General features: G+C 28.4%; 13 protein-coding genes and 1 pseudogene. 11 read left to right on the forward strand and 3 right to left on the reverse strand.

The window, feature by feature from the left end:
• Positions 1–8: 8 nt before the first annotated feature.
• Entirely contained in the window at positions 9–1,466 is a 1,458-nt protein-coding gene (gene purF, locus I1N47_01650) for an amidophosphoribosyltransferase (GenBank protein WBF65831.1), read from the forward strand.
• A 50-nt stretch (positions 1,467–1,516) separates the two neighbouring features.
• Here the strand turns inward: purF and I1N47_01655 are convergent, their stop codons facing one another.
• The 3 genes from I1N47_01655 to map form a co-directional block, all read right to left on the reverse strand.
• Positions 1,517–2,014 (reverse strand): disulfide bond formation protein B, encoded by a 498-nt coding sequence (locus tag I1N47_01655; GenBank protein ID WBF65832.1) that lies wholly within the window; start codon positions 2,012–2,014, stop codon positions 1,517–1,519.
• 48 nt (positions 2,015–2,062) lie between these two features.
• Positions 2,063–2,725, reverse strand: coding sequence for an NAAT family transporter (locus tag I1N47_01660; GenBank protein WBF65833.1), 663 nt, complete (start codon positions 2,723–2,725; stop codon positions 2,063–2,065).
• Between the two features lie 255 nt (positions 2,726–2,980).
• Positions 2,981–3,787, reverse strand: a complete 807-nt coding sequence (gene map, locus I1N47_01665; protein ID WBF65834.1) for a type I methionyl aminopeptidase — start codon at positions 3,785–3,787, stop codon at positions 2,981–2,983.
• Positions 3,788–4,089: 302 nt separating this feature from the next.
• On the opposite strand from map, the gene rpsB reads away from it, so the two are divergent.
• The 10 genes and pseudogenes from rpsB (at position 4,090) to I1N47_01715 (ending at position 13,840) form a co-directional block, all read left to right on the forward strand.
• On the forward strand, positions 4,090–4,830 hold the full coding sequence (gene rpsB / locus I1N47_01670; GenBank protein ID WBF65835.1) for a 30S ribosomal protein S2: 741 nt from the start codon (positions 4,090–4,092) through the stop codon (positions 4,828–4,830).
• Between the two features lie 32 nt (positions 4,831–4,862).
• A complete protein-coding gene (locus I1N47_01675) occupies positions 4,863–5,741 on the forward strand; it encodes an elongation factor Ts (GenBank protein WBF65836.1) in 879 nt (292 codons plus the stop codon).
• An 80-nt stretch (positions 5,742–5,821) separates the two neighbouring features.
• Complete coding sequence (locus I1N47_01680) at positions 5,822–6,538, forward strand: UMP kinase (protein ID WBF65837.1); 717 nt, start codon at positions 5,822–5,824, stop codon at positions 6,536–6,538.
• 11 nt (positions 6,539–6,549) lie between these two features.
• Positions 6,550–7,113, forward strand: a complete 564-nt coding sequence (frr, locus tag I1N47_01685) for a ribosome recycling factor (GenBank protein ID WBF65838.1) — start codon at positions 6,550–6,552, stop codon at positions 7,111–7,113.
• Positions 7,114–7,153: 40 nt separating this feature from the next.
• Positions 7,154–7,876 (forward strand): di-trans,poly-cis-decaprenylcistransferase, encoded by a 723-nt coding sequence (gene uppS, locus I1N47_01690; protein ID WBF65839.1) that lies wholly within the window; start codon positions 7,154–7,156, stop codon positions 7,874–7,876.
• 30 nt (positions 7,877–7,906) lie between these two features.
• Complete coding sequence (locus I1N47_01695) at positions 7,907–8,752, forward strand: CDP-archaeol synthase (GenBank protein ID WBF65840.1); 846 nt, start codon at positions 7,907–7,909, stop codon at positions 8,750–8,752.
• Positions 8,749–9,960, forward strand: coding sequence for a 1-deoxy-D-xylulose-5-phosphate reductoisomerase (locus I1N47_01700; protein ID WBF65841.1), 1,212 nt, complete (start codon positions 8,749–8,751; stop codon positions 9,958–9,960). Before I1N47_01695 ends, I1N47_01700 begins: the two co-directional genes overlap by 4 nt.
• Positions 9,961–9,986: 26 nt before the next feature.
• Positions 9,987–12,311 carry an outer membrane protein assembly factor BamA gene (gene bamA / locus I1N47_01705; GenBank protein ID WBF65842.1) on the forward strand — a complete coding sequence of 775 codons (2,325 nt, stop codon included), beginning with the start codon at positions 9,987–9,989 and terminating at the stop codon, positions 12,309–12,311.
• A gap of 54 nt (positions 12,312–12,365) precedes the next feature.
• Positions 12,366–12,917, forward strand: a complete 552-nt coding sequence (locus tag I1N47_01710) for an OmpH family outer membrane protein (GenBank protein ID WBF65843.1) — start codon at positions 12,366–12,368, stop codon at positions 12,915–12,917.
• 56 nt (positions 12,918–12,973) lie between these two features.
• Positions 12,974–13,840: pseudogene (locus I1N47_01715) on the forward strand (UDP-3-O-(3-hydroxymyristoyl)glucosamine N-acyltransferase).
• Positions 13,841–13,880 lie beyond the last annotated feature (40 nt).

Consider the following 13,880-nt stretch of genomic DNA (forward strand, 5'->3'; position numbering starts at 1 on the left):
AAATAATTATGTGTGGAATTGTTGGTGTTATTGGACGTAGCCAAGTAAATCAGCTTATATATGATAGTCTTTTGCTGCTGCAACATAGAGGTCAAGATGCAGCTGGTATTGCTACATCTAATAATGGTTTATTTAATCTTCATAAATCACATGGACTCGTAAGAGATGTATTTAGATCTCATAACATGCTTTCTTTGCCAGGATGTCAAGGTATAGGGCAGGTACGTTATCCTACTGCAGGTTCTAACAATAGTGAACATGAGGCTCAACCTTTTTATGTTAATGCTCCTTTTGGTATAATGTTTGCTCATAATGGTAATTTAACAAATTGGAAAGAATTAAGAGAATCTTTGTTTAAAGTAGATCAAAGACATATAAATACTAATTCTGATTCAGAAGTTTTATTAAATATATTTGCACATGAACTACATTCAGTTTCAAGTGGAGTTTCTTTGGATGAAAATGCTATTTTTAAAGCAGTAGAAAATCTACATAAACGCGTACGTGGTGCTTATGCTGTAGTTTCATTAATATCAGGCTATGGTTTAGTTGCTTTTCGTGATATATATGGTATTAGACCTTTATGTATAGGTCGTCAAGATACAGATAAAGGTGTTGAGTGGATGATAGCATCTGAATCTGTAGCATTGGAAGGGAATGGATTTAAATTTATAAGAGATGTAGCACCAGGAGAAACTATATTTATAGATTTAGATGGTAATTTTTATAGTAAAGTTTGTTCTGATAAAAGTGTATTGACACCTTGCATATTCGAATATATTTATTTTGCTAGACCTGATTCTTTTATAGATGGAGTATCTGTTTATGATGCTCGTTTGCGTATGGGTGAATATCTAGCAGCAAAAATTGCAAAGGAAATCAAGTCAGGTGATATAGATGTTGTTATTCCAATACCAGATTCATCTCGTCCTGCTGCTATGCAACTTGCTGATTGTTTAAATTTAGATTATAGGGAAGGTCTTATTAAAAATAGGTATGTAGGTAGAACTTTTATAATGCCTGGACAATCTGTACGTAGGAAGTCTGTAAGACAAAAATTAAATACCATTGCTACTGAGTTTAAAAATAAAAATGTACTTTTGGTAGATGATTCAATAGTTAGAGGAACTACAAGCAAGGAAATAGTAGAAATGGCTCGTTCTGTTGGTGCAAGAAAAGTTTATTTTGCATCTGCAGCTGCTCCAATTAGATATCAAAATGTTTATGGTATAGATATGCCTACTCCAAATGAGCTAGTTGCTTCTAATCGTACTGAAGAAGAGGTAGGAAAATTTATAGGAAGTGATTATTTAATATATCAGAATATAGAAGATATGGAACAGTCTGTAAGATGTATAAAGCCATCATTAACTAATTTTGAGGCTTCTTGTTTTAATGGAATTTATATTACAGGAGATGTAAATTCAGAATATTTATCTAATTTGAGTAATACTAGGACTTCTTAACTATAAGAAATAAACAACGCATATGCATATGCGTTGTTTATTATATTTAGTTATTCTTTTTTTAGAAAAATAGAAAGGGATATGAATGTTAATAAAATAAAAATAGATAGACTAAAAATAAAATATTCTATTCCAAATAATGTAACAGGATCATCTGCACATGATGCATATATATTAAATAACCATGGTATAGCAGAATCAAACCCACTGTTACTAATTATTTTATCCGCCGCTGTTGATGTTGTGCATGATAAGTCATCTGAAGAAAATATTTTTTGAAGACAAGCTGCTAAAATACCTAATATTCCAAGAGCCGAAATCGAAAGTGCTGATATCCTGGATATTATTACTTTATTTAGAAAAAAACTAATTAAAGAAATTATGCCTATTAAGAAAAATAATAATCTTTGGATAACACACCATGCACATGGTTGCATATCAAAAAAATGTTGCGATATTAAAGCAATTAGTATTGAAAAAAAACTTAATATAAAAATTATAAGAAAAAGCTTATTTCTAAAATGATTTTGCTTTATTTGCTTGTTCATAGTGCTATTTTCATTCTATGCAAATTAAATTAATTACAAAATCTATTTTTATAAAAAAGTATTAACTAGACCTTGTATGCCAACCCAACATATTTGTACTCCTAGGCATAACATAATGAATGCAGATAATCTCATAAATACAGCAGTGCCACTTTTACCAAGTTTGTTAAGCATTTGAGCAGAGAATTTCATACATATGTAGAGAGCAAAAGTAGCTAATAAAATGGCTGGAATTGCTCCAGATAATCTTAAAAGTATTATTGATGGTTGTTCGTCTATTAATGAAACACCAACAGTTATGGCTCCAGCAATTGCACCAGGACCAAATGTTACAGGAAAAGTTAGAGGATAAAATGACCTGGAATTTGCCATTTCCAAAGACATGGATTTTGTTTGATCAGATTCACCTGAAGAGTTGTCATCATTTGCAGTAACTAAATTCCAGGCACTATACATTATAAGCATACCACCACCTAAACGAACTATAGGTAGTGAAATACCAAATAACATTAATATGCCATTGCCTACCAACATAGTGGATATAAGCATAATAGTAACATTTATGCCAACTTTTTTTGCTAGCATTAATCTAGTTTCTGGAGATGCTCCTTCTGTCATAGAAAGAAATATAGGTGCGATGGCAGGTGGGTTTAGAAAAGGCAATAAAGTAGCCAATGTGAAAAGAAAACTTTTTATTAATGGATCTATCATAATTTTTACAAATAAAAATATAATTGGTTAGTGTTTGTTTATTAAAAACTTACATTTTACTATGTAAGAAAAACATATCATTCTGTGATAAGTTTTTTTCTTAGTGATTATAATTATATACTAAGTTAGTAGTATTGCTCCTTTAGATGCACATATAGACTTCTCCTAATTAAGGTGATAATACATGGCAATATAACAATAACATAATTATTATATTTTAAGAAAATACTTATATAAATACTATTAATATATCTTTTAAAATTCTTTTTTCACAAAAGAAGGAACTTTTTCCATACCTGGTGATTTTGTTAATATTTCATAGCCATCATCTGTGACAAGTATAGTGTGTTCCCATTGTGCCGATAAACTATGGTCTTTTGTCACAACAGTCCATCCGTCTTTGAGATGTTTTATTTCTTTACGACCTGCATTTATCATCGGTTCTATAGTTATCAACATTCCTGTTTTTAGATATTCTCCTGTATTAGGTCTACCATAGTTTAATACTTGTGGATCTTCATGAAAATTTCGTCCTATCCCATGTCCACAATATTCTCTTACAACTGAGAAACCAGATGATTCAGCATGTTTTTGTATTGCATAACCTATATCTCCAAGTCTGGCTTCATTACGAACTTGTTCTATTCCTTTCCACATGCATTCGTGAGTAATATCAGCAAGCCTTTTGCCCAATATATTAGGTTCTCCTACATGATACATTCTACTTGTATCTCCATACCAGCCATCTTTTATTATTGTTACATCTATATTTAGTGAGTCTCCATCCTTTAAAATCTTTTCACCAGGTATTCCATGACATACTTGGTGATTTACTGAAGTACATATTGAACCAGTAAAAGGCGTATATCCTTCTGGAGCATAACCTATAGTTGCTGATTTTACATGTAATTCTTCAGTCATATACGTAAAACATAACTTATCTAATTCCCCAGTAGTTATACCTGGCCTAATATAGGGGTGTATAAAATCAAGTATTTTTGCTGCAGCTTTACATGCAGCACGCATTTTTTCTAGATCATTAATGTTTGTAATTATTCCCATTTTAAACTTTATAGTTATCTTATTTAGTTAGTACAATATGTATGTAAAGTTATTTATTTACAACGTAATAAATATGCTAATTATATAATAATATTAATTATAATTTTTTTTACAAAATAAGCTTTATATATAAAGCTTATTTTTGCATTATACTCTACATAGATTTTTTGATTAATGTATAATTAATAAATATTTTCATAGAATATATTCTATGTAATTAATAATTATATTTGCACAACACATTATCCAGGGTGTCATTTTGATGCTTATGTGTTGTAAGAAACTAACCCTTGGAGTTTTGTATGTCTATAATGCGTGAAATGTTAGAAGCTGGTGTCCACTTTGGCCATCAAACTCGTTATTGGAATCCAAAAATGTCTCAGTATATTTTTGGACAAAGAAATAAAATACATATAATTAATTTAGAAAAAACTGTAGAAAAATATTTAGAAGCTGTTGAATTTGTAAAGAAATCTTCTGCATCTGGTTCTGTAATACTATTTGTTGGAACAAAAAGAGCAGCTCGTGAATTTATTGCTGCGGAATCCATTAGATGTGGAATGCCTTATGTTAATCATAGATGGCTTGGAGGAATGCTTACAAATTTTAAAACTGTTAAGTCTTCTATCAAGCGTCTAAAAGAAATGGAAAACATGCTTGAAAATGGCGATATAGAAAAAATGACTAAAAAGGAATCGCTTTTATTTCATCGTGAACTTGAAAAATTAAATAGAGCTATAGGTGGCATTAAGAATATAGGTGGTTTGCCTGATGTTCTATTCGTCGTTGATGTTGGTTATCATAAAATTGCTATAGCTGAAGCTAAAGCTCTTGGAATAAAAGTAGTTGGGGTTGTTGATACAAATCATTCACCTGATGGTGTTGATTATGTTATTCCTGGTAATGATGATTCAGCAAAAGCCATATCTTTTTATGTTAAGGGTATTGCTGATGCTGTACTGGATGGACGTAAAAAGAAATTAGATAATACTGTAAATGAAATTAGAGATGATTTAGAAGAATTTATAGAAGATAAGTCTTAATTTACTTTATTAATTATATTTTGAGAAATTTTATGACAAAGATTAATGCTTCCCTTGTGAAAGAGTTAAGGGAAAAAACTGATGCTCCTATGATGGAATGTAAAAAGGCTCTCATCGAATCTGAAGGTGATATTACTAGGGCTGAAGAAATATTGAGAGTAAAGTTAGGAAGCAAAGCTAGCAAGGTTGCTTCTAGATTGGCTTCTGATGGATTAATTGGAATATATACATGTATTGAAAATGGTATGAGTATAGGAGCATTAGTAGAAGTCAATTGTGAAACAGATTTTGTTGCTAAAAATTCTGATTTTATTGATTTTGTTGATAATATTGCAAGAATTATTACTAATAAAAATCCAGAAAATATTGATGCCTTGTTAAATTTACAATATAAAAATGATACTGTTGATGCTTTTAGATCAGCATTAGTAGGAAAAATTGGTGAGAATATTTCTATTCGTCGTTTTGATAGAATATGTTCTAGTAATAAGTTATCTAGTTACAATCACAATGGCAAAATTGGTGTTTTGGTTGATTTTGATGGAGAGCCTTCTCTTGGTAAAGATTTGGCCATGCATATAGCTGCTACAAGGCCTAAGGCAATTGATGAGAATGGTATTAGTCAAGAAGATCTTGCAGTTGAAAAATCTATTGCTAAAGAAAAAGCTATAAATTCTGGCAAATCTAAAGAAATAGTGGAAAAAATGATAGAAGGTTCTGTCCAGAAATTTCTTAAAGAAGTTACATTATTATCTCAACATTTTATAAAGAATGATAAGCAGACTGTTAAGCAAATGCTAAAAGAGAATAATAGTAATATTAATAATTTTATCTATTATGCTGTTGGAGAAGGTATAGAGAAAAAAGATGTTGATTTTGCAGCTGAGGTAGCGGCAATGAGATCAAATTAATATCAATTTTTTATGCTTTTGTAATTTCAATAATGTTATTGATTTTTTAAATTTAATTTAAGAATGCGGAATATATTATTATGAATAATAAGCCATACAAAAGAGTTTTATTGAAGCTTTCTGGTGAAGCTTTGATGGGAAACGATTCTTTTGGTATTAATAGATCTACTATATCAAATATAACATCAGAAATTTCTAAGGTCTTTGATTTAGGTATAGAAATAGCTATTGTTATAGGTGGTGGTAATATATTCCGTGGAGTAGCACCAGGTGCGCAAGGAATGGATAGGGCGACAGCTGATTATATGGGTATGATGGCTACAATTATGAATGCCCTTGCTTTACAAGATTCTTTAAAATGCATTGGTTTAGATGCTAGAGTACAATCTGCCTTAAATATAGATCAAGTTGTAGAGCCATATATTAGACCAAAAGCTTTGCGTTATCTTGAAGAAGGAAAAATTGTTATATTTGCAGCTGGAACGGGCAATCCATTTTTTACCACTGATACAGCTGCGGCTTTGCGTGGTGCCGAAATAGGTGCTGAAATAGTTTTAAAAGCTACTAAAGTAGATGGAATATATAGTTCTGATCCTAAAAAAGATCCATCAGCTACTAAATATTCAAATATTTGTTTTGATGAAGTGATTGTTCGTAGAATAGAAGTTATGGATGCTACAGCTTTTGCTTTGTGTCGTGATCATAATTTGCCAATAAATGTTTTTTCAATTTATAAAGAGAACGCATTGAAAAGAGTTGTTAGTGGTGAAAATGAAGGAACTTTAGTGCATATTTAAAAGGGTATTTTATGGACTTAGATAGTGTTTGCAAATCAGCTGAGATAAAAATGAGTAAATCTGTTGATATGCTTAAATCAAATTTAGCAAAAATCCGTACTGGTCGTGCTCATACAGGTATATTAGATCATATAAAAATTGATTATTATGGGTCGCCTTCTTTAATCAATAAAATAGCAAATATAAGTTTAACAGATTCGAGAACTATATCAGTTACTCCTTATGAAAAAAATATGTTTTCCAGTATTGAAAAGGCAATTAGAGAATCTGATTTGGGTTTAAATCCTATATCAATGGGTGGTAATTCAATTAAGGTACCAATGCCTCCTTTAACAGAAGAAAGACGTAAGGATTTAGTAAAAATATCAAAATCAGAAGGAGAAGAGTCTAAAATAGCTGTGCGTAATATACGTCGAGAATGTAATGAAATAGTTAAGAAAATGTTAAAAGAAAAAGAAATATCAGAGAATGATGAAAGAAGAATTCAGGATTCTATACAGAAAATTACTGATGCAAAAATATCTGAAATAGATAAAATAATAACTCAAAAAGAATCAGAGATAATGGTTATTTAATCCAAATTATTTTGATAATAAAATTCGTAAAATTTCAATTATGTCAACTAATTTATCAATACCAAAGCATGTTGCTATTGTTATGGATGGTAATGGTCGTTGGGCTAGTAGTCGCTTTTTGCCAAGAAGTTCAGGTCATTTAAAGGGAATAAAATCAGCTGTTAGTATTATTAATAAAAGTATGCAGTTAGGTACTAAGTATCTAACATTATTTGCTTTTAGTTCTGAAAATTGGAATCGTCCTCCTGAAGAAATATCTAATTTAATAAATTTATTTACTAGAACTTTAGAAAATAAAGTTGATAGATTAATTTCTGAGGGTATTTGTTTTAATGTAATAGGAGATTTAAAAGCTTTTAATTATGATTTGCAAGAATTAATTAATTATGCTGTACAAAAAACTTCTGATAATAAAAGATTTTATCTTACTGTTGCTGTAAATTATGGTGGGCGTTGGGATATTCTGCAGGCAATTAAGTTGATGTTTATTGATAAAGATAATTTCTCTTTTCAAAGAAATCTTCATGATTTAAATATAAATAATTTTAGTCATTATTTATCTATGTCTTGGGCTCCTGACCCTGATCTTCTTATTAGAACAGGAGGTGAGAAACGTATATCTAATTTTTTAATATGGCAATTAGCATATACTGAACTTTATTTTACTGATATATATTGGCCAGATTTTACTCCATTAGACTTAGAAAAAGCTTTTGAATGGTATAAAACAAGAGAAAGAAGGTTTGGTAAGATTAATAGTTAATTATTTGTAAATTTTTTAAGTGATATTGTAGTGTTAGCCAAAAGATTATTAACTGCATTTATTATGCTTTCTATATTTTTATTATCATTATCATTGGATAATAAGATCTATTTTATATCTCTATTCACATTTTGTGTTTCTATGGTTTTTTTAGAATGGATGCAATTTTTTTTAGAAAAAAAATATAACAATTATTTATATATATTTTCTTTAATTATATTTATTTTTTTAATTTTTTTCTCAGATTTTTTATTTCAAAATTTATATATTAAAAATACTAGACTATTTAAATTTTTAATATATTCTGTTGTTCTTGTATGGGTATCATTTGCGGCTATTTCAATAATTTTTTATCGTGATTTTTCTAGTTTAGAAAAGAAGTTTTGGTTATTTTTTTCTATTCCTGCTTGTTTCTCTGCTTGGTGTGCTTTTATTTTTTTTTATAAAATATATGGAGATTGGTTTATTATTTCTTTGTTGATGCCTGTATGGATACTTGATACATCAGGTTATATTTTTGGTAAATATATAGGCAGAACGAAATTAATTCCTAAAGTTAGTCCAGGAAAAACATTAGAAGGAGCTGTATTTGGAATATTTTTTTCTGTATTATTCTATATTGTAAGTAGTTCTTTTAAAGGAAGTTTTGCCAGTCTTATTTTAGAAAAATATAGCATATTTGTTTCATTGTTTTTGTTTTTTTTTCTAAGTATGATTGCTATATTAGGTGATCTTTTTGAATCTTTATTAAAACGTAATTTTGGAATAAAAGATTCTGGTTTTTTACTTCCAGGTCATGGTGGTTTTTTTGATAGGTTAGATTCTCTTATCCCTTTTATTCCGACGGCTATCATATTGTCTGGAGTGATAAATTGAGAGAGATAAGGCGGGTTTTTATATTTGGTTCGACTAGCTCAATTGGAGAAAAATCTTTAGAAGTTATTAGTATAAATAAAGATCGTTTTGAGATATTTGGTCTTAGTGCTAACAGTCAAATAGAGCGTTTAGCAAAACAAGCTATAAGTTTTAATGTAAAAGTAGTAGTAGTGCCTAATAAACAGGCAAAAGAACGTTTTTATAAATCTATACCTATTTGTTATAATTTTCCTAAAGTTTTAATAGGTAACGATGCCTTAATAGATATAGCCTCTTCAGAATTATATGACATAGCAATAATTGCTATGTCTGGAGTAGCAGCGTTATATTCTGCATTAGAAGCAGCTAAAAATGGAAAACGTATTTTATTAGCTAATAAAGAGTTATTAGTTATTGCTGGTCATTTATTTATGGATGCTGTTTCTTTAAATAAAACAGAGATAATACCTATAGATAATGAAAATAATTCTATTTTCCAGTGTCTTCATAGAAACATTTATTTAGATAAAACAAAAAATGAATTGCCAAGTAATTATATAAATAAAATAATTCTTATGGATTATGGAGGACCTTTTAGATGTATATCTGTAGATCAGTTGGAAGATGTTGCTCCTCTTCATATTTATAAGCATCATAATTGGCAAATTAGTCAGAAAATCTCTGTTGATTCAGCAACAATGATAAATAAGGGGTTTGAAATTATACAGACTTTTTGGTTGTTTTCTATGCCAATAGAATCTATAGATATATTAATACAGCCTCAAAGTATAGTGCATTCAATGATAGAGTATTCAGATGGTTCAGTTATAGCTAATCTAAGTAAACCAAATATGGAATTACTTATATCATATGCATTGGGTTTTCCAGAAATTTTAGAAAATAATGTTGGTTTTTTAGATTTTTCCAAAGTATGTTCGTTAGATTTTTTTAAACCTGATTTAGAAAAATTTCCATGCCTTAGTCTAGCTTTTGAAGCTTTAAGTTCTGGTCCAGGTTATTGTGTAGTATTAAATGCAGCTAATGAGGTTGCTGTGGAAGGATTTTTATCAGGTCGTTTAAAATATACATGGATTCCTAGAGTAATTGAAGCCTCTTTTGAATGGTATTCAAGTAAATTATCCAAAAAGTTATTAAGTTTAGATGAAATTATTGATCTTGATATCGAAGCTCGATATTTCGCTGCTAATCTTGGGATAGAATTAGCCTAATTTTATAAATATGAAAGGTTTTTGTAATGTCTTCTATAATTAGTTTATATAAATATTGGAAATATATATTTTTTTTTATATTAATTACAATTTCAAATTTTAGTTATGCTTTTGATTCTTTTACTATAGAAGATATTAAAATAAATGGTATCACTAATGTTGATAAGGTTTGTATCATAAAAGCATTGCAGGTAAAAGCAGGTGATGTTTTTGAAGAGAAAGATATTAAACAGTCTATAAAAAAAATCTATGATTTAGGATTTTTTGAACAGGTTAGTATTGATATAGATAATAATACTATTATTCTAAATGTTGAAGAAAGACCAATAATTCATTCATTTGTTATTAATGGTATGTCAATTTTGAGTTCTAAAGATTTTTTGAAAATTTTAGAAAAATATGGGTTAGTTGTTGGAAATTATTTTAATAAGAATTTATTAGAAAAATCTGTTAATGCAATGAAGGAATGTTATGAATTAAAGAGTTTTTATAATACATACATTAAATATAGTATTAATTATTCTTCTGCAAACTTTATAGATATAGAATTTAATGTGGAAGAATCTAATATATCAAAAATCAAATCAATAAAAATAATTGGAAATGATATTTTGTCTGAAAAACAAATATTACAATTATTCCAGTCGAAATCTTCAAATTTTTTTAGCTGGTATAGTAAGTCTGATTATTTTCTTGTTGGAAAAATTGAGTATGATATTGAACAACTAATATCATATTATATGGATTTGGGTTATTTAGATTTTTCAATTGTAAAGAAGCAGTTCAATTTTTCTAAAGATAATAATGTTGATATAGTAATAGTAGTAAAAGAAGGCGAGAAATATAAAATAAACGATATAAAACTACGTGGAGACCTAAATGGTTTAGATGAACTAATAAGTGAATTATTAAAGACTAGAAAAGATGAATATGTTTCTTTAAGTACCATAAATAGTATTGTAGTTGATATAAAAGAATTTTTAGGAAATTATGGCTATGCGTTTGCACAAGTTTCTCCAACTACAAAAATAGAACATGATACACATACCGTAGATATTATTATTAATATAGATTGTGGTAAGAAAATTTATATTAATAACATAAATATTACTGGTAATAGACGTACTAGTGATTATGTTATAAGACGAGCAATAAAACAATATGAGGCATCTTTATATAATTTTGATAATGTTAATTTATCTAAAAAAAATATAGATAGATTAGGTTTTTTTGAAGAAGTAAATTTTAGCTTAAATAAGCATATGGATCATGCTGATCTAGCAGATCTAGAAGTAGAAGTTATAGATAAACATACTGGTCTTGCAAATTTTGGTATGGGTTATAGTGCCTCTGAAGGTCCAATAATATCAGCTAGTGTTAGTGAAGATAATATTTTTGGTACAGGTAATGATTTATCTCTTGATATAAATGCAAGTAAGATTGGTAAAAATATGACTATTTCCTATCATAATCCATATTTAACTAATGATGCAATAAGCGGTATATTTTCAGCTTTTTATAAAATAAATAACCCTATAAAAGGTTCTAACAAATATGAGATTAATTCTAGTGGATCTAGCATTAATATAGGATTTCCAATTACAAAAGATAATAGAGTTTTTCTAGGTTTATCTTTTGAGAAAAACAAGATATGTTTTCATAAAAATTTACCATATATTTACAATAAATTTGTAAATGAATATGGTAATAATACTAATTCTTTTATTATAAGTACAGGATGGTTTAAAGATACAAGAAATAATAATATTCTTCCTAGTTCTGGTAGTTATTCTAAATTTTCAGTAGATGTATCTACAAATGATTTGCAATATGTTGCTATTAAATGTCAAAGCCAATATTATATCGATTTTATGGATAAATATATTTTATCTTTCAATGGTGCAGTTGATTATGGTTTATCTTATGGAAAAAAATCTTATCCTACTATAAAAAATTTATATGCTGGTGGTGTCGGAACAGTTAGAGGGTACATTGGATCTTCTATAGGTCCAAAGCATGTTATTACTGGAGATTATTTAGGAGGGTCAGTAAGAATTGTAGCAAATGCTCAGGTTTATTTTCCTTTTCCTGAAATGATTAATAATGATAAAAAGATAAATTGGTTTTTATTTAGTGATATAGGCAAAATATTTAGTGATAAAGTAAAATCAAATACTTATAAAAATGATAATCTATTAATAGACAATAATGGTTATTGTTATTCTACTGGTGCTGGCTTGTCTTGGCTGTCTCCCCTTGGGTTAATGCAAATTTCTTATGCAATACCATTAAATATTTCAAGACCTGATGATATTCAAAGATTGCAATTTCATGTTGGTAGTAGTTTTTAGTTTTATAAAAAATTCTTTGTTAGTTTTAAACTAGCTCTTTAAAGGTTAAGTAATATGTTTCCCCACAACTATTTTTTCTTAAAATTTTCTATGAAAAGAAATAATCTTAAATTCATTAGTTTTATTAATTTTTTCCTTATATTTGTATTATTTTCTTCTTTTAGTTTATATGCTCAAGATTTAAAAATTGGTTTTGTTAGTACTGAGCGTATTTTAAAAGATTCTGATATAGGAAAATCTGCTCAATCTAAAATAGAATCTGAATTCACATCCATAAATCATGATTTGCATAACTTAGAATTAGAATTACGATCTCTTGTCAGTAACTTTGAAAAGGATAGCCCTATTTTGTCTGAGAATGATAAATTAAAAAAACAAAGAGATATAGAGGATTTGGATCTTGATCTTAAACGTAAGCGTCGGGTATTTCAAGAAGATTTTAATAGACGTAGAAATGAGGAGTTTTCTATTATTATTTCTAAGGCTAATGAATGTATTAAAAAATTAGCAGAAGAGGAGAATTATGACCTTATTGTTGAAGATGCAGTAGTAGTTAATCCACGTATTGATATCACAGATAAAATTATAAAAAATTTAAATAGGTAAGATTATTCATGCCTGTAATTTTAGATGAACATAATGCAATATCTATTATTAAATTGATGGAATTTATTAATACTAGAGGGATAAAATGGCATATAATTTCAAAATCTGCACATAATACTATATTTGTTAGAGGTATTTCTACTTTACGGTTAGCTTCGTCTTATGATATTAGTTTTTTACAAATTATAAATATCTAAACGATATTCATAATACTACTGATGCACATGTAGTTATTGTAGAAGAGGAGCTTTATAAATATGTGAAAAATATTCAGTGTTTTATTGTAAGTGATAATGCCTATTTATTATATACAAGAATTGCCCAATGGTTTAATAATTTTATTGTCAATAGTTGTAGTATAGAAAGAAATATTGATCATACTTCTATCATTTCTAGTAAAGTATCCATAGGTAAAAATGTTACAATAGGTTCTTATTGTGTAATAGAGGAAAATGTAGAAATAGGGGATAATAATACTATTAGTGCTTTTTCTTTTATAGGATCTGGAGTTCAAATAGGTAACAATGTTGAAATAGGAGCTAATACTACGATAGATAGAGGTTCATTAGACAATACTGTTATCTCAGATGGAGTAAAAATAGATAATCAAGTAATGATAGGACACAATGTTACTATAAATGAATCTACAGCTATTGCAGCTTGTGTAGGTATAGCAAGTTCCACTACAGTTGGAAAAAGATGCACAATAGGGAAGCTGCTATTATATCTGGTCAATATAAATATTGTAGATGATGTTCATATAGCCGTGGTGGTACAGCTGTTATCTCAAATATTACTAAAGCAGGCAGATATGCTGCTATATATCCCTATTCTAGTTATGTTAAATGGCAAAAAATGCTCCAATTATATCGCATTTAGCAAAACTAAGAAAAATGATAAGGTTCCCTCATAGTGATAATTAATTCACTCATTATTTTATTATATAATAGCATTAGAGGAACT

Source organism: Candidatus Kinetoplastibacterium crithidii, from assembly GCA_027557655.1.
Lineage (GTDB): Bacteria > Pseudomonadota > Gammaproteobacteria > Burkholderiales > Burkholderiaceae_B > Kinetoplastidibacterium > Kinetoplastidibacterium crithidii_C.